Consider the following 17174-nt stretch of genomic DNA (forward strand, 5'->3'; position numbering starts at 1 on the left):
CGCTGCCGATCTTCTTGAAAGAACCGATGGTAGCCATGTTACTTCTCCTTAGCTGGTTTCGAGCCGCGACCACCGCGGCCTCGATGGCGATCTACAGGCCGAAGACGATCGACGACGCACCCGCCCGCGGGCCGCAGCGCAGCGGAGGACGCCAGCGGGGCGACTTTCTTGCCTCGCGAGGAATGGGCGTAGCCCAGGGGAAGAAAGTCGCGCTGCTGGCGTTGCGTTCAGGCGATCGAGGCGCAGCCGCTCTTCGGCCAGATCGAGCCATCAAGAGGCCAGGTGGTCCGTGCGCTGACAGCATCTCCGGAAGAAGTTGTGGCGCCGCTCGGTTGGGCTGCAGAAGGGGTCGCTGCGTTCAGGCGTAGAGATGGAAGCAAAAGCGAAGAAAAGGGCGATCGCGATTGCCGTGAACCAGCCGCGCTGAGATCGCCCCTGGCTGCATTTGCCTTGTGCCAAGCAGGTCAGGTTGCCAGAGCCGAAATGGCCCTCGGGAGCGCGCTAAATCAGAGCGTCGGCATCAGATTGAGATTTCTGGTCGGTCATTAGAGCTGCCGCCGATCGCACCCGGTCCGACATCACCATATGGTGTTAACCGATCACAGACAGCAAGTTGCCTACCGATTCGCGCGCCAGGACTCGCCGCGTCCCGCTGCGCCCGGCATTTCGGCCGCGGAGCGCGTCAACGCTGCCACGCGCAACCGCGGCCGGCTCAGCGCCAGGCACAGCACGCTTGATCCGCTACGAGACTACCAGAGTCGATGTCGAGGTCGACGCGCCGTCCGGCGGCCTGCTGCTCCTCAATGACGTTTGGCATCCTTGGTGGCGTGCAATGGTCGATGGCGAATCGAGCGACATCCTCAGGGGCAACTTCATCTTTTCGGGCGTCGCACTTCGCCCAGGGCACCACACGGTGAGCCTCACGTTTCATCCATACGCAGGGGCCTTGGCCGAGCTACAGGGCCAGTTCCGTCACACCCATTGACTAGCGATCAGGCATACACGCCTCCAACCGTGCGCTCCGGAAAGCTGTCGGGTCGCCAGCAATCGCTCTTCGAGAAGGCAATGTGTACATTTGGCCTGGGTCCACAATCGGCGCACCAACGCTTGATCGAGTTCGCTTTGACGAGGGCGACCTCGGCGGCTTTGGCTTGGGCCCGCGCGTACTCAAGTGGCAATCGGCATTGGAGCTGTTAACGACTTATTAACCAACGCAGCCTACCTTCCGGTTACTTTTCGGTTAACAGCCGATTGCCTCCCGGTTCGTTGTAGGAGAACAGCCGATGCCCATTGAGGCGCTGACATATGTGGCACTTGGTGCCCGGCCGAAAATCTTACCCGAGGCCGCCCGATCGGTTGCCAAGCCGCTCAGGTTGCCGCGCTCACCTTCGGATAATGGCAAAGCACTGGTGAGCGTTGATCTCGCTGAAGTAAGGCATACTCCCTGCCCACGAGGTGGTCGTCGCGCGGGCGACATCGTCCCAGATTGAAGCGTTGCAGACGGAAATTGTGCAGCTCGAAGCAAGGGCGGCCGGTTAGGGCGCGGATTTCGAGCGCGAAAGCGGGCGCGCGGAGCGCCTGATGGTTGAAGTGCTGCAGGCGACCGCAGAGACCATGCAGCTAGACAGGCGACGGCGCGGCTTGAGGACGAGGTGGCGGCTCTACGGACCGGTGACCGAGTTGGCGCCTCGATCGACAGCCACGGACAGGCCGCACGTCGACTAGGATGTCTAGCTGCGATCCTGGTCGAGACAGACCGCAAGGTTCGTCGGTAGCAATCCGGGTCCGCTATTCCAACGTGCCGAAGAAATCGTGAGGTAAAAGTGACCGACATCAGCGACCTTCGCGAGATGAAAGCGCGTATTATTGTGTTTGGAGTCGGTGGGGCCGGAGGCAATGCCGTCAACAACATGATCGCAGCCGGGCTGGAAGGCGTCGACTTTGTCGTCGCCAATACCGACGCACAAGCGCTCACCACGTCCAAGGCCAAGCGCCTCATTCAGTTGGGCACAAAGGTGACCGAAGGGCTTGGCGCCGGCTCGAACTCCAAAGTAGGGTGCGCCGCGGCCGAAGAGGCAATTCAGGCGATCCAGGATCAATTAACCGGCGCAAACATGGTGTTCGTTACCGCTGGCATGGGCGGCGGTACGGGAACTGGGGCGGCTCCTGTTATAGCCAGGATCGCGCGTGAACTTGGCATTCTCACGGTCGGCGTCGTCAGCAAGCCCTTCCACTTCGAGGGCCAGCGCCGTATGCGCGTTGCTGAAGCCGGCATTGCGGAACTGCTGAACGCGGTTGACACCCTGCTGATCATCCCAAACCAGAATCTGCTCCGAGTGGCCACCGAGAAGACCACATTTAACGATGCCTTCGCCATCGCCGATCAAGTGCTCTATTCGGGCGTGGCCTGCATCAGCGACCTTATAGTCAAAGAAGGTCTGATCAATCTCGATTTTGCCGACGTTCTCTCCGTCATGCGCGAGAAGGGCAAAGCCATGATGGGCGGGGGTGAGGCTTCTGGCGAGAAGCGCGTGCTCACCGCCGCCATGGCCGCGATCTCCAATCCATTGATCGAGGCCCCCTCGATCAAGCGCGCCAGTGGCCTCATAATCTCGATCACCGGCGGCATGGACCTGACGTTATTCGAGGTCGACGAAGCTGCTAGCCGCGTTCGCGAAGGGGCCGACCCGGACGCCAACGTCATCGTCGGCGCCACTTTCGATGAACGCCTGCAGGGTCTCGTCCGTGTTTCGGTAGTGGCGACTGGCATCGATAATCTGGACTCGGCGGATAAGTCCATTGCTGGGATAAGCACCTTCCAACTACCAAATGATTCGAAGTCGCAGTTCATGCAGCAACGTTGAATCCAACGAGGATGCGGCAAGTCGGTTCAGGCTTGAATGGTTCTGACCGAGCTGTACCGCGTGAGCTTCTGCTCACGTCGATAAGCGCCTGCAGGAGAATTTCGGGATCAAGTTTCGATCCCATGCGGAATGGAATCGCAGGAATCCCCAGATGGCGGTCTTCGCGCGTTCGAGCACAATAGCTGCGAGACGCAAGGTCGACCAAACAAAAACCGTTCGCCGTCTGCAAGCCACGAACATCGCCATGCCCGACGGGAACGAGAGCGTTACCGCAATAGCGCTCTTCGAAGTCGTTGGTAGGAACGCCTGCAACCCAGTTGTGAATCGGCGTGGGGTCCCTACGCTGATCGGCACAGTAAGACTTTGATTCACTTGATGTTGGAGGGGCATGGCATGCCTTTGCGCCTATTTACAGCGGCACTTAGTTCGAGATTCCGGAACGCTTACGCCTTTCGTCATCGACTACATGAGAGAGCTGTCGACGATACACCGACAGACGTTGCCAGAATGATTGGAACTTCATCATGGCTCGCGCTGGCTGAATGCTTTAGTACGCCACGGGTAAGTCCTCCGAGCCAGATTTGGGCGATCAGGTAGCCAAAATCCCGCCGACATAAGCGGGACAGACGTTCACAGAAATGACCGCGAAAGGCGACCAGCGAGGCGCCGAAGGCAGTGGCCTCAACAATGGCACCTGAGAGAGAAGCCCCGCCCGGCGGACCGGACGGGGCTTTTGGCGACCTCAGTCGCCGTTCTTGCGCGGCCGCGACCAGATCAGGCTGAAGCCGTCGCCGTCCTCGTCGCTGAACAGGTTCGCGTAGATCGGTGCATTGAACGAGGGGTCGTCGAGCTTGAGCGAGAGATAGTCGCGGCCCTCCTCGGAGCGCTTCGACCAGGCGGCCCCGATCTCGGCCCGGCCGACGAAGACGCGGTGGCTCGGAGCGTTCTCGTTGGTGCGGTTGGCCTCGGGCACGATGCGGACGCCCTTGGTCTGGAGGCTGAGGGTGACGATCTCGCCCTGGAAGTCGCTGCCGATCTTCTTGAAAGAACCGATGGTAGCCATGTTACTTCTCCTTAGCTAGTTTCGAGCCGCGACCACCGCGGCCTCGATGGCGATCTACAGGCCGAAGACGATCGACGACGCACCCGCCCGCGGGCCGCAGCGCAGCGGAGGACGCCAGCGGGGCGACTTTCTTGCCTCGCGAGGAATGGGCGTAGCCCAGGGGAAGAAAGTCGAGCCGCTGGCGTTGCGTTCAGGCGATCGAGGCGCAGCCGCTCTTCGGCCAGATCCAGCCATCAAGAGGCCAGGTGGTCCGTTCGCTGAACAGCATCCCCGGAAGAAGTTGTGGCGCCGCTCGGTTGGGGTGCGCAAGATGTCGCTGCATTCAGGCGTAGAGATGGAATCAAAAGCGAAGAAAGGGCGATCGCATTTGCCGTGAACCAGCCGCGATGAGATGCCCCTGGCTGGCCTGCCTTTCGCCGGGAGGTCAGGTGCGAATGCCCGGTGCCAAGCGCTCCGAGAACGCCGCGACTATCTCTCGCTCAAGCTCGTCGACCCAGCCAACGCTTGGACCCGAGGTGCCTCAGCCGTCGAGACCCAGGGCTCATCCTTGTCGCGTCCTGGCCGAGAGGGGCTACTGATGTTCCTCCGACAAAGGCTCGCCCGATGCCAGCGGCTCGGCAAAGCTGGTTATCCGTCTCCAAGCCATGCCGGCGATGGCAAAGGCGCCGGTCCAGCTGAAGATACCCTGCCAAAGTGAGGATGGCATCGCGATTTGCGACAGGCCATGGGCGAGGTGATAGCCCGCGACAGCCGCCGGGACGGTGAAAGCTGCGGCGATCACCACGCGCACGAAGCTGGATCGAGCGCGGATTAAGGCGGTTTGACCGATGAGAACGGTCACGGCGCCGGCAAGAATTGCAACAAGAGTAGCGGAGGCAATGCTCGCGCCGCTGTGAGCAGCCGCAAAACCTGCGGAAAGCGCAACGAAACAGGGCAGCGCGTAGACAGCAAGGGTGAGACCCAGCCAGCAGAACAGGCCGATGCCAAGCATATTGAGGACGAGTGCGATGATAAGCATGGTGGTGGCTCCGCGACAAAAGACATGACGCTCGCGCCTTCCACCACCACCACGGCGCGATGAGAATCATAGCGCAGGAAGCGCCGCTGTGCGAGTGCGTGGCCTCGGTCGTCAGATCGGACAAGAACCGAGGATTTCTGCTCGAGCGCTATATCGGTCGCGATCAGAGAATTTGCAGTGATCTGCGCTGGCGAACTTGGTCCTCGATGAAGAAGCGCCGATGGGCGACGGCGCTTACGCGCCGCCGAACTTCCAGACGGGAATGCCGAGCTTCCTGGCCTTATCGGCGAGATTGTCCTGTATCCCGGTGCCCGGAAAGTGCATGAGACCGATCGGCAGCACTGCAAGCATGGCGTCGTTGCGCTTGAACGGAGCTGCCTTGCCGTGCTTGGTCCAGTCCGGCCTGAAGGCGACTTGGGGAACCTTGCGGTTGGTTGCCCATTTGGCGGCGATCAGTTCGGCGCCCTTCGGCGAGCCACCGTGCAGTAGCACCATGTCCGGGTGCTTGGCATGGGCCTTGTCGAGCCGGTCCCAGATCAGGGAGACGTCGTTAAAATCGAGTCCACCGGTGAGCGCGATCTTGGGTCCAGATGGCAGCAACGCCTCGGTGTCCGCGCGGCGTTTGGCAGTCAGCAAATCGCGGCTGTCGATCATCGCAGAGGTGAGCGTGCGATGATTGACGAGTGATCCGGAACGGGGGCGCCAGGGCGAGCCGGTATGAAGCTCGAATTGCTCGGTCGCCAGATCGCGGAACAGCTCCATGGCGTTGCGGCGTTCGATCAAAGTGACGCCTTCGGCGGTGAGCCTCTCCAGTTCGACGGATCGCACCTCCGATCCATTCTGCTCGCGCTGGCTCTTTTGCTGCGCTTTTTCGTTGTCGTCGAGTTCGCGCTCGATGCGGCCCGTGGCGCGATGGAAGAGATTGACGGTCGACCAGAGAAGATCTTCGAGGTCGGGTTCAAGCCGTGTGTCGCTCAGGCTCGCCACGAGCGCATCAAAGATGTCGGCGATCGCGCCTGTGATGGCCTTGGCTTCGGGAAGCGGCCTTGGGTCAGGCTCGTCGTGAAAGGGGCGATGGCCATAGAGCTGAAGCTGGTTGAGGACATGATCGGTCGGTGATGAGCCGTGCGGCGGTTCGAACTGGTTGTCGTCGTGTTCGGTCATCATGGCTTTTGGTCCTTTTGCCGTTCGGCCGCGCCCATCGCGGCCTTCGTGGCGATCACCAGACGGCAGGCGGAACGGACCAGAACCCGGAGCGATCAATCCGCCGAAGCCCGCAGGGCGCAGGTGGAAGCGCAGGGCCGCAGCGAAGCGGAGGATGGCGGAGGTGCGGCTATTTTGTTTCGCGATGCAAAGGCGCGTGAGCGCCGGCGGAAAATAGCCGCACCGCAGCCATTGCCGGGCCGGGCCGCTTGCCGTCCGATCGCCCTCTAGAAGGCCGTGGGCGCGGCGCTGTCTGGCAAAGGCAGCCCACGCAATGACCGGTCATGACGAGATCGAGTCAAATTGCCTGGCGCTATCCCGTAGCGATCCTCGGACGCGGCAGAAAGCGGGCGACATCCTCGGGCAAGAGTTGTGCGCGCAAGGCTGAGTTGGATTCGAGCACCTGGAGATTGGCCTTGCGCAGCCGAGTCTCGCAAGCCGCTCTTCTGCACGAGCAATGAGCGCCTGCCCTATCGCTTTTCCGGCGAGACTTCAGCAGGCGACCCGAAAGATCCCCGCCTCGATATCCATCGCATCCAGCCCTGACGGAATCAACACCAGATTTCCTTCGCGGGCCAGCGACATGAGAGCCGGCTGGAAGCGGGGATTTTGGGGGATGTCTGCGGGAGCGGCATTCCAAGTCTTGTCATCCAGGAATGCAGTTTTCCATAGCGCGTCAACTCCCGCAAAGTGCGCGCTTCGATAGAACACGACAGCTGCATTCGGTTCTCCATGACCGATGATCCGTCCACGAAGGTGCAAGTGCAGACTATTCCGAAAAGAGCTTCACGCCGACCAGACCGACAACAACCAACATGACAGAACAGAGGCGAGCAAGATTTGCGCTCTCACCGAAAAACGCAATGCCGACAATCGCTGTCCCCACGGTCGCAATTCCGGCGAAGCCCGCGTAAACCGTCGAAGCGGGCAAGCACTTCACGGATTCACCCAACAGAAGAAAAATAGGAAGAGCGAAGACGACCCCCGATAAAACTGTTGTCCATTTCGGAAGCCCGATCGAGCGCTTCAAAACGAAGGGCCATGCGATCTCGAACACGTCCGCCAGAAGTATGTATAGCCACGCCATCAGATATCCCTTTCGTCAGGCGACGCGTAGCACAAACCGCATGTCGATTGCGACTATCAACTGTTCTGCTTTGGTCAAAGGCGACCTACCAAATCCGGTAGCGCCACGGTCGCTGTAGCTCAGGTCGCTGCACGAGTGATCGCACCGTGCATCTCGGCAGAGGTGGGCAAGGCCGGCTGCAGCGTTCTTCCAAACTCGCGTGCGGTCCGCGACATCATCAACAACACAACATCATTTGTTCAATTGCCGGCGGCACCGCAGGTCGACCGGCCAACTGTCCCGGCATCAGCGAAGAGCATAAACCGAGCGACATCCTGCGGCGCGAGTTGGATGCGCAGTGCCGCCCGCAGGGCGCTGAAGCCGAATGCATGCAGGTCCTCGTTGAAGTCGCCCGTCCGCGGAGACAGGACAAGCGCCTCAATGCCCACTGCTTCCGCGCATTGGGTCAATGCCGCGACCGCTGTGTCACCCGCGGCATCGGCGTCGCGGGCGATGTAGAGCCGACGTAGCGTCGGCGGAAGCAGAAGGCTTGCCAGGTGGTTGGCCGAGAGCGCGGCGGCCATCGGCATGTCAGGCAGCGCACAGCGCAGCGACAGCGTCGTCTCGATGCCTTCGCCGGCAGCGAGGACGTCGTCGGCCGTGCCGAAGCGGACGGCATGGCCGAGAAGACCGCCCATGGCCCGTCGCGGCGTGTCGACCGGCGCCTTGCCAGAGCCGTCCGGCGCGAGCCAGGTACGATGTGCGCCGGTAATGCGACCGGCAAGATCGGTCACGGCGGCGATCATCGCCGGCCAGGTCTCAGTCGGCGAACCGTCGTCCGGGCGATAATAGCTGCGCGGATGAAATCGCAGAGCGCCCGCATCATGGACGGCCTTGATGCCGCGATGGCCGAGGTAAGTCTCGACGAGCGTCCGGCGGATCGGCTGCGACATGGCGAAGAGCCGCCGTGCCGCTTCCGCCGATCCGGCGGGGACCCGTGTGCGATCGGGCTTTGGGCTGCGGCGCGGTTCGGCGCGCGGCAGACGCAGAAAGCGTCGTGCTTCGCCTGCGACATCGCGAAAGTCAACGAAACCGCAGCTCTCGCGGATCACGTCGAGGAGATCGCCATGTTCGCCCGAGGCAGCATCGGTCCAATGCCCGGCGGCGCCGGGACCGAAGTCCGGTCCGCTGAGCCGGACAAACATCGACCGGCCCGGCGTATTGCGGACGTCGCCTACGATCCAATAGCGGCCCTGGCGCCGTCCATTGGACAAATAATGGCGACAGACCGCCTCGGCATTACGCGCGAGGCGGCGCGCCAGTTCAGAAGCGTCGCGGGTCATCACGCAACCTCCCGCACTGCGCTGGCAGCAGGTTGCTGAGACGCTGTCGATCGTCTGTGAGACGGCACCCAAGCGCAAACGCGCACCATCATCCGCCGCACACCATGTTGGCTCCGCTTGCCGGCCGGTCCTTTGTGCGACTCGTGGCGTCGTACGAACACGGAGCGGCCAGGCCGGTTGTGGACATCGCACAGGAGCCAATCGCGTCGCTCGCCTTTGCGGTTGGAGGGAGAGTGGCGGCACACAGCCTCGGCCTCACGCGCGAGGCGGCATGTCCATTCGAAAGCATCGCGCCGCATCAGGCGGCCTCGCGCTCGCAGATGCGCTCGACCGGGTAGCGTTCGAGCACCTTGCCAAGCACGACGGCCCCGCTTGCATCGGTGGGCACGAACATGCGCAGCTTCCAGGAGATGATCTCACTGAACAGCCCATAGGTCCGCAAGCGGTCGCGCATGGTTTCGTTGAAGTCCGCGAGCTCAATGCGATGCGCACCCATGACGCGGACGCGCCGCAGTGTCAGGCCTTCGGCAAGCTCAACGAACGCGCGGCCTTCGCGCAAGGCGGCGAAGACGTCTTCGGGCCTGAGCGTCGGCCGCTCGCCCAAAAGCGCGTTGGCGACCCAGGCGGACGAGACCTTCCGCCCAATGATCCGTTCGCCGGCGTCGGTCTGGAGGCGGTAGACGCGGGTCGATTCCTTCGGCAGCCGCTTCCAGATCGGCAGGAGGAGCCCGGCGACGACGTGGATCGTGCTCTCGGTGAACTCCGGCACGTCTGCAAGCTCAGCTGTCCAGGCTGCACTGAATTGCTCACGGTCTGTCTCGGTCCAATGACTTTCGCCCATGGCCTTCGATGGGACGTTGTGGCTTTCCATCGGCCGGACCAATCTGACGCGCTGCTCGATGTCGCCATCGTCCAACATCAGGCTCGGAGCCGGGACTTGCACCGCCGCGCGGCCGGACCGTTCGTTGACCAGCAGGACCGCGCGGCGGTCCGACAGAAGGCCAATGGCATCATTCAGAGTGAGCGGCCGGTTGCGTTCGCGCTGGACGATCGTGAGCAGCCGTGTCTCGGCGCTGGTCGCGGGATGGGTGTAGATGGTGCGCCGGTTCGTGACGGCGAAGCTTTCGGCGCGAAGGGTCTCCAGGCCCGCATCATAGAGTCCGGACGCGATCGCGCCTTCGATCCGGGCCGTCAGCAGCTGCTCGAAGGCGGCGAACAGCACGTTTTGCAGCTCGATGGTCAGCGCCAGCAGACGGTTAAGGAAAGTCGTGATCGGCGGCAGGTCATCCCTGATGCCATTGGCGTCGACGAGCTTCAGCCCGGTGGCATCCTCGAACATCTCAAGAGAGCAACCATCCACCTTGCCCCGAACCAGGAGCAGGTAGAGTTGGCGCAGAGCATCACGGCCGTAAATGCTCTCGAGATTGTCCTCGGGCCGAAACAGCCCCTGACCCCCGGTCTGACGCTGACCGCGGGTGATGGCGCCGAGCGTATCGAGACGGCGCGCGATCGTGCTGAGAAAGCGCTTTTCGGCCTTCACGTCGGTGGCAATGGGACGAAATAGCGGCGGCTGTGCCTGATTGGTCCTGTTGGTCCGGCCGAGGCCCTGGATGGCTGCATCGGCCTTCCAGCCGGGTTCGAGCAGGTAGTGCACCCGCAGACGGCGATTCCGCGCCGACAGTTCGGCGTGGTAACTGCGCCCGGTGCCGCCGGCATCCGAGAAGACGAGGATGCGCTTGAGGTCGTCCATGAAGGCCCCGGTTTCGGCGAGGTTCGCCGAAGCGGCGCGGTTTTCGACCATGAGGCGATCGTGTTGCCGGATGATCCGGCGTGAGCGCCCGGTGACTTCGGCGACCCTGTCGGTGCCAAAGCGCTGGATGATCTGGTCGAGCGCGCCGGGCACGGGCGCAAGCGAGGCAAGCTTCTCGATTAGCCGGTCGCGCCGCGCGACGGCCTCCCGGCTCTCCACGGGCTGACCATCACGGTACACAGGCCGGGACGAGAGATTGCCTTCGGAGTCGGTGAAGGGCTCGTAAAGCTGGACCGGGAAGGAATGGGCGAGGTAGTCGAGCACGTATTCGCGCGGCGTGATGTCGACCTGGACATCCGCCCACTCCTCGGTCGGAATCTCCGCGAGCCGGCGCTCCATCAGCGCTTCGCCGGTCGAGACGATCTGGATGACGGCGGCATGCCCCTCCCCGAGATCGCGCTCGATCGCGCGGATCAAGGAAGGCGTCTTCATTGAGGTCAGCAAATGACCGAAGAAGCGCTGCTTTGCGGACTCGAAGGCCGACCTGGCCGCCGACTTTGCCTGGGCGTTCAAGGTCCCGGTCTCGCCGGTGACGTTGGCCGCCCGCATCGCGGCATCGAGATTGTTGTGAATGATGCTGAACGCGGCCGCATAGGCATCATAGATGCGGATCTGTTCGGGGGTGAGCTCATGCTCGATCAGTTCATATTCGACGCCCTCGTAGGAAAGCGAACGCGCCGCATACAGACCCAGCGCCTTGAGGTCGCGTGCGAGCACCTCCATCGCCGCGACGCCGCCGCCCTCGATCGCCTCAACGAACTCGGCGCGCGTGGCGAACGGAAAGTCCTCGCCGCCCCACAAGCCGAGCCGCTGGGCATAAGCGAGGTTGTGAACGGTCGTGGCGCCGGTCGCGGACACGTAGACCACCCGTGCATTGGGCAACGCGTGCTGCAGCCGCAGGCCCGCGCGTCCCTGCTGCGAGGCGGCCTGCTCGCCGCGCTCACCCTTGCCGCCCACGGCGTTTTGCATGGCGTGGCTCTCGTCGAACACCACCACTCCGTCGAAATCGGAGCCCAACCATTCGAGGATCTGCCGGACACGCGAAAGCTTTTCGCCGCGTTCATCGCTGCGCAGCGTAGCGTAGGTGGTAAATAGGATGGCTTCCGAGAGCCGGATCGGGGTGCCCTGGCGGAAGCGTGAGAGCGGCGTGACCAGGAGCCGCTCCATGCCGAGCGCCGACCAGTCACGCTGTGCGTCCTCGAGCAGCTTGTCGCTCTTCGAGATCCAGACCGCACGGCGCCGGCCCTTCAGCCAATTGTCGAGCAGGATGCCGGCGACCTGCCGGCCCTTGCCCGCGCCGGTGCCGTCGCCCAGAAACCAGCCGCGGCGGAAGCGGACGGCATCTGGAGCGTCGTCACGGGCAGCTGCCACAACGTCGAAGGTCGCGTCGACCGTCCAGGCGCCCGCCAGGAAGGCCGAATGTGCTTCGCCGGCGTAGACCACACTTTCAAGCTGGGCGTCCGACAACAGGCCGTCTGCGACAACCTTCTCCGGGAGATGGGGCCGGTAGGAGGGCTTCGGCGGAGCGACCGAGGCCATCGCGGCCGACTGCACCAGCTTGGTCGGATGCGGCTGCGATCTGTCAATGCTGATCGATTGCAGGGTGTAGTCCTCATAGAGGGCATCAGTCAGATGAGCTCCGTCCGGAGCGGTCCAGTCGACCGTCTGGTAGCTGAGCTCAACGCTTTGCGGATCATCGAGCCGCTGTCCGGGCGAGGGCCGCATCGTCAAAGCGCGAACGGGTCGCCGAACCGGCACGGTCGAGCTGACCGGAGCGAGAGCAGGTGACGTAATCGGAAGCCGCAGCGGCACATGTTCGAGGACCCATGCCAGCAGCGTGGCTGCGTCCGGCGCCATGCCCGGACATGCTGGAAAGACGCTTCTGTCCGGCGCGGGCTGCTTGTCGATCACCGTGAGCCGCGTCTCGATCGCCGTCCCGTGCTTGGCAAAAACCGCCCCTGCAATCGCAGCCGAGAACACCACGCGGCCGCGCTCCTGGAGACGGATGAAGGCGTCGGTCCAGCCTGGGTTGTCGGGGGCGAGACTTGTGCCGGTGATCGCGACGAGGCGACCGCCGTCGCGGAGCCTGGCCAGCGCCGAGGAGAGATGGCGGAAGGCTGCATCCGCCATCCGCCGATCCACATTGGGCAGAGCCGAAAATGGCGGATTCATCAGCACGATGCTCGGGGCAACAGCCGCCTCGAGATGATCGTCGATCTGCGCCGCGTCGTAGCGCGTGACGGTCACGTTTGGAAACAGCAGGTCGAGCAGGCCGGCGCGCGTTTCGGCGAGCTCGTTCAGCGCAAGTGTGCCGCCGGAGATCTCGGCGAGAATGGCGAGAAGACCGGTGCCCGCCGAAGGCTCCAGCACGAGGTCTGTGTTGGCAATGCCGGCGGCGGTGCAGGCGACAAAGCCAAGCGGGATCGGCGTCGAGAATTGCTGAAGCGCGTCGCTTTCTTCGGACCTGCGCGTATGGCTTGGAAGCAGGCCTGCGACCTTGGCCAGCATCGCCAGTAACGCAGCCGGCGATCCCGCCTTGGTCCGCATGGCGGTGCCATGCTTGCGCAGGAAAAGAACGGTTGCGGCTTCACAGGCCTCGTAGGCGGCTTTCCAATGCCAGGCGCCGGCGGCATCCGAGCCGCAGAAGGCGCCTTCCATGGCGGAACGCAGAACGCTCGCTGCATCGATGCGCCGCCCCTGTTCGAGGTCGCAGACGATAAGCCGCGCGGCTTGGGCGATGGAGGACGCAGCCGCGGCGGTCGCGGAGCAGGACAGATTGATCATGGGAGTTGAGCTTTCGAGGAGAGCGGGAACGGTCAAACCGACGGGCGCTCTCTAAGGCCCGACCGGCTCAAACCTGTCCCGGCCGATCTCTCACTCTGCTCACCCCTTGCTTCCAGCGCGGGAGGAGGACGCGGCCACGCCGCGCGCGAGGCCGTTCGCCGGAGCCGGATTCCAAAAAGAGAAGCCCGGCGTGATGCCGGGCTTCGGAAGCAAGTGCGAATGACGCGCGCGGCGGGATTGCCGCGCTACGCCGGACACTCATTCAGCGGCAATGCCATGTGGCTGAACGTCGTCTGCGGGGCCGCTACCGTCCTCATCGCCAGCGAGGAACTCGGGAAGCGGACCCGCGACTGCGTCTTGCTCTGCCGATTGGATCGTATCCGCGAGGCGCAATGGCTCCGGCAGCCATCCCGTGCCCTCGAGAAGGCGCTCGGCCTCGCGGGCCATATCGGACTTCTTCAGATGGTCGATCAGTTCTGCGGAGGCGTCGCCCTTTGCCTCCCTCACCGCCTCCAGAATACGTGGCTTGGTGACGCGGCCGAGGTAATTATCGACGGTCGGCCTCCAGCCGGCCTGCACCATGTCGAGCCCGACCGCCCGCGCCAGCACGTCGGCCTGGCCGAGCCTGCGCGCGAGCCCATCAGCCGATACCCGCCCCTGAGCATAGCGGTTTACGGGCTCATAGAGCGCGTTGAGCGAGAGCGACGCGCAATGGGCGAACAGGGTTGCTTGCGCTTGGCCGTCCAATGCGCAGAGCGCATCCCAAAGCGCCTTCGCATCGTTGGGCAGCCGCGCTTTCCAGGCTTCATGCCTGGTGTCGATCGCCTTGGCCGGCGCGCTGTCTCTCAATCCCGGAGCCTGGACCGGAAATGTCGGCGTGTGCACCGCGATCTCGAGACAACTGGCGGATGATACAAACCTGTAAAAGGTCGCCAGCACGAAACTGTGCAGCACCGCCAGGAACGCGATCGAAGGATGCTCGGCAAGCGCGTCGCGTAGCGCCAGCGTTCGATGGGCCGTCAGCTCGGTGATCAGACGGTCCGGCAGCGGTCTTGCAGCATCGTCCTCATCCTCTTCGGCCGGCTCGGTTGGCGCGCCACCGACGGTGATGGCGGTACGCTGCACCGGAGCAACGGCCTCCTGGCTCTCGCCCGTTGTGCTGCCCTGTCCGGGGTCGGCATCGACGACCGCCTGTTCATCCTCCGGCCGGACGTAGCCGCAATCCACCGACAGCCGCCCGTCGGAATCGATGCTGATGAAAACGCCGGCGCGGGCGATGTCGGCCGGATCGTAGATCATTGGCCGCTCCTCGAACGCAAGCAATGCCGCCTCGATCTCGCCGAGGCGCTGGTCGACCTCCTCGGGGAGTTCGTCAGCATCCTGATACTCGGCTTCAAGCCTGTCATGCTCGGCATTGAGCGCATCGAGCGTGCCCTGCTCCTCGCTGGTGAGCGAGGCCGGCGTTCCTTCCAATTCCCGCAAGCCGGTGGTGTGGCCAAATGGAAAATCGACGGCCACCGAGATCCACTTCCACCCTTCCGCCGCGATGACCTCGGCGTCTTGCTTGAGCTTGTCCGTGACAAGGCGGTCGAGCAGTGCGACGTCCTGGAGCCAGCCACCGCCGTCATGCTCGAACAGATCGTGCAGGACCGGACCTCCGGCGCGCTCGTAAGCGTCGATGCCAACATATTGCGCACGACGATCGGACCCACGCACGGTGTTCTCGGTCAGCATGCGGCGGATCTGGTACGGCTCATCATAGCCGGACCTGCTGACATTGTCCCAGACCTGCTCCTGGCGACTGTGATCGCCGCTCACCGAGAACGCCATCAGCTGCTCCAGCGTCATGCCGTCCTCGGCATAGACCTCATGCAGCTTCGGCGAGACCGATGCCAGGCGCAGGCGCTGCTTGACGATCGCGGGCGCCACGAAATGCCGCGCGGCGATGTCCTCTTCGCTCATGCCGAGGTCTCGCAGCGTCTGGAATGCGCGAAACTGGTCGAGCGGATGCAGGCCGACGCGCTCATCGTTCTCCGCGATCGAATCGTCTTCCGCGATGCCTCCCTCGCGAACGACGCAGGGCACGGCTTGCGTCCTGGACATGCGCTTCTGTTTGACCAGGAGCTCGAGAGCACGGTAGCGCCTCCCGCCGGCCGGCACCTCGAACATGCCTGTCTCGTTACCCTCTTCGTCCACGATGGCGCGGACATTGAGACTTTGCAGCAGCGTGCGCTGGGCGATGCTCTCGGCAAGCTGCTCGATCGAGACGCCCGCCTTGACGCGCCGAACGTTGGACTGGCTCAGCACCAGCTTGTTGAAGGGAATGTCACGTGAGGGCGACAGCGTGATCTTTTGGACTGGCTTCGTCATTTTTCGTCTCCGCGACGGGCGGTCGAAAGCCTCTCTCTCGACCTCCAACCCGTCGTGGCGCTCGGCGCCGCCCTCTTCCTCTATTTCGCAAGCTAAGCTCCGCTCACGCCGCCTCCTGATCTGCCTCGGCACCATCGGCGGAAGCAGTTGGATTATTTGCTGGCAGGAAGCCAAGCAGATAATCCGCGGCTTTGCTGGCCTGCGAGGCCGCCCGCACGATCGCGCGGTTGTCGTCTCGCAGGACTTCCAGCCAGGAGCCGATATAATCGGCGTGCCGCACGGTCGGCACGATGCCGAGTGAAGCGCAGGAGAACGCGGCGCACAATTCGGCGATCAATTCCTCGAACGCGTATTTTTTGGTGCCGTACGAACCGCCGAGATCGCGGTTGAGGCGCGAAGGATGGCCGCTGGCATGGCCAAGTTCATGCAGCGCGGTCCGGTGCCAATTGATCGGTTCGAAATAGGCCGCCGGCGCCGGCACCTGGACGTAATCTTCTGCCGGCATATAGAAGGCGCGATTGCCGCCGATGCGAAAGTCGATGCCGGTTGCCTTAATCAGGGCCTCGACCTGCGGCTCGATCATGCCCGGAACCGGCATTGGCGCGGTGGTCGCGACGTCGGCGGGCAATCCGTCGCATTGATCGGTGTTGAAGACAGTGAACCGCTTCAGGAATGGAACGGCCTGCGCCTCTTCGCCCATCTCACGCGCACGGCGCCGTTCGTCGGCCGGGACAAAGCGGTCGGCATAGACGATGGTTGTGCCGCGCTCACCCTTGCGGACATGACCACCAAGCGCAAGCGCCTGGCGGAAGGTCAGCCAGCTCTGGCCCGCAAAACCGTGCTCGATCACCGCCCCCCAGAGGATGAGAACGTTGATGCCGCTGTAGGGCCGGGCGGACGCGGCGTTCCTTGGAATCGACAGCGGCGCTTTTGCAGCCTCCGTCCCCCAGGGTTGAACCCATGGCACGCGGCCGGCCTCCAGCTCGGCTATGATCTTGTCGGTGATTTCGTCATAAAGGTTGGCCCGGTCCTGGCCGGTGCGCGTGCGAGGATGTCTGGACATCGCGGGTCTTTCGCGACGGGCGCTGCAAGCCTCTCTCGCAGCTCCAACCCGTCGCGGCCAACCCAGCCAGCCCTCTCACTCTCAATGTTTGTTGCGGAAGCGTTATATCTGTTGCAGGCGACGGCGTGCCGCTGCGAGAGCCTCAGACGAGCCCCAAGCCTTTGCGTCAGGGATGGAAGCCCGAATGGGTGAAAACCCGGCCAAAGCCGGGGTTTCAGCGCAGCCGACAGCCCGGTCCCGCAGGGAGACGCACGGCAAATCCAATGCGGATGGAACAACCAGGCGCCTGGACCTAGACCTCTTCCCGAGTCTTCGTCTCTGCGTCATAGATTCTGATCCGAAGCATTGGAAAACGCTTCTTCAGCTCCTCCGCACCGGACTTGGCCCCATCCCTGGTCGCAAATTCGGCCTTGAGTCGGCCATCAACTTCGAGCGCATAACCTGAAGCTGGCAATTCACGGGCAGCTGCAACCATCTTATTCCTTTTGCGCAGTGAGGAGACTGACGACAACGGCATACCGCGAGTCGCGCAAATCGCGCCAGCTCACTTGGATCTTGATTTGCTCCTAAATTGAAGACCTTCGATTCGT

General features: G+C 63.3%; 12 protein-coding genes. 2 read left to right on the top strand and 10 right to left on the bottom strand.

Annotated features, from left to right (window positions below; translation table 11 throughout):
- Window positions 1–733: 733 nt before the first annotated feature.
- Window positions 734–985, top strand: coding sequence for a hypothetical protein (locus tag H1B27_RS37370; protein WP_197969479.1), 252 nt, complete (start codon window positions 734–736; stop codon window positions 983–985).
- A gap of 838 nt (window positions 986–1823) precedes the next feature.
- The gene (gene ftsZ / locus H1B27_RS37375; RefSeq protein ID WP_311977723.1) at window positions 1824–2864 is read left to right on the top strand and encodes a cell division protein FtsZ; all 1041 of its coding nucleotides are present in this window, start codon (window positions 1824–1826) and stop codon (window positions 2862–2864) included.
- 742 nt (window positions 2865–3606) lie between these two features.
- On the opposite strand, the gene H1B27_RS37380 is transcribed toward ftsZ, so the two are convergent.
- From H1B27_RS37380 to H1B27_RS37425, 10 genes are all read right to left on the bottom strand, one after another.
- Window positions 3607–3927, bottom strand: a complete 321-nt coding sequence (locus H1B27_RS37380; RefSeq protein WP_197969480.1) for a DUF736 domain-containing protein — start codon at window positions 3925–3927, stop codon at window positions 3607–3609.
- Between the two features lie 571 nt (window positions 3928–4498).
- Window positions 4499–4945 (bottom strand): hypothetical protein, encoded by a 447-nt coding sequence (locus H1B27_RS37385; protein WP_197969481.1) that lies wholly within the window; start codon window positions 4943–4945, stop codon window positions 4499–4501.
- Between the two features lie 234 nt (window positions 4946–5179).
- Entirely contained in the window at window positions 5180–6109 is a 930-nt protein-coding gene (locus H1B27_RS37390; RefSeq protein ID WP_197969515.1) for a DUF2493 domain-containing protein, read from the bottom strand.
- Window positions 6110–6640: 531 nt separating this feature from the next.
- Complete coding sequence (locus tag H1B27_RS37395; protein WP_197969482.1) at window positions 6641–6910, bottom strand: hypothetical protein; 270 nt, start codon at window positions 6908–6910, stop codon at window positions 6641–6643.
- A gap of 7 nt (window positions 6911–6917) precedes the next feature.
- Window positions 6918–7235, bottom strand: coding sequence for a DMT family transporter (locus H1B27_RS37400; protein ID WP_197969483.1), 318 nt, complete (start codon window positions 7233–7235; stop codon window positions 6918–6920).
- A 239-nt stretch (window positions 7236–7474) separates the two neighbouring features.
- Window positions 7475–8557, bottom strand: coding sequence for a DUF7146 domain-containing protein (locus H1B27_RS37405; protein WP_197969484.1), 1083 nt, complete (start codon window positions 8555–8557; stop codon window positions 7475–7477).
- Between the two features lie 298 nt (window positions 8558–8855).
- Window positions 8856–13151 (bottom strand): strawberry notch-like NTP hydrolase domain-containing protein, encoded by a 4296-nt coding sequence (locus H1B27_RS37410; protein ID WP_197969485.1) that lies wholly within the window; start codon window positions 13149–13151, stop codon window positions 8856–8858.
- A 258-nt stretch (window positions 13152–13409) separates the two neighbouring features.
- Window positions 13410–15521 (bottom strand): ParB/RepB/Spo0J family partition protein, encoded by a 2112-nt coding sequence (locus tag H1B27_RS37415; protein WP_197969486.1) that lies wholly within the window; start codon window positions 15519–15521, stop codon window positions 13410–13412.
- A 103-nt stretch (window positions 15522–15624) separates the two neighbouring features.
- Window positions 15625–16584: an ArdC family protein gene (locus tag H1B27_RS37420; protein ID WP_197969487.1), complete on the bottom strand. Its 960-nt coding sequence runs from the start codon at window positions 16582–16584 to the stop codon at window positions 15625–15627.
- A gap of 292 nt (window positions 16585–16876) precedes the next feature.
- Window positions 16877–17059: a hypothetical protein gene (locus tag H1B27_RS37425; protein WP_197969488.1), complete on the bottom strand. Its 183-nt coding sequence runs from the start codon at window positions 17057–17059 to the stop codon at window positions 16877–16879.
- Window positions 17060–17174 lie beyond the last annotated feature (115 nt).

The organism is Bradyrhizobium diversitatis (assembly GCF_016031635.1).
GTDB classification, from domain to species: domain Bacteria; phylum Pseudomonadota; class Alphaproteobacteria; order Rhizobiales; family Xanthobacteraceae; genus Bradyrhizobium; species Bradyrhizobium diversitatis.

Bases quoted from the DNA above. Each gene is read 5' to 3' on its own strand.
- H1B27_RS37410 (WP_197969485.1), bottom strand. From the start codon at position 13,151: ATGATCAATCTGTCCTGCTCCGCGACCGCCGCGGCTGCGTCCTCCATC.
- H1B27_RS37415 (WP_197969486.1), bottom strand. From the start codon at position 15,521: ATGACGAAGCCAGTCCAAAAGATCACGCTGTCGCCCTCACGTGACATT.
- H1B27_RS37425 (WP_197969488.1), bottom strand. From the start codon at position 17,059: ATGGTTGCAGCTGCCCGTGAATTGCCAGCTTCAGGTTATGCGCTCGAA.
- H1B27_RS37400 (WP_197969483.1), bottom strand. From the start codon at position 7,235: ATGGCGTGGCTATACATACTTCTGGCGGACGTGTTCGAGATCGCATGG.
- H1B27_RS37390 (WP_197969515.1), bottom strand. From the start codon at position 6,109: ATGACCGAACACGACGACAACCAGTTCGAACCGCCGCACGGCTCATCA.
- H1B27_RS37405 (WP_197969484.1), bottom strand. From the start codon at position 8,557: ATGACCCGCGACGCTTCTGAACTGGCGCGCCGCCTCGCGCGTAATGCC.
- H1B27_RS37420 (WP_197969487.1), bottom strand. From the start codon at position 16,584: ATGTCCAGACATCCTCGCACGCGCACCGGCCAGGACCGGGCCAACCTT.
- H1B27_RS37380 (WP_197969480.1), bottom strand. From the start codon at position 3,927: ATGGCTACCATCGGTTCTTTCAAGAAGATCGGCAGCGACTTCCAGGGC.
- H1B27_RS37385 (WP_197969481.1), bottom strand. From the start codon at position 4,945: ATGCTTATCATCGCACTCGTCCTCAATATGCTTGGCATCGGCCTGTTC.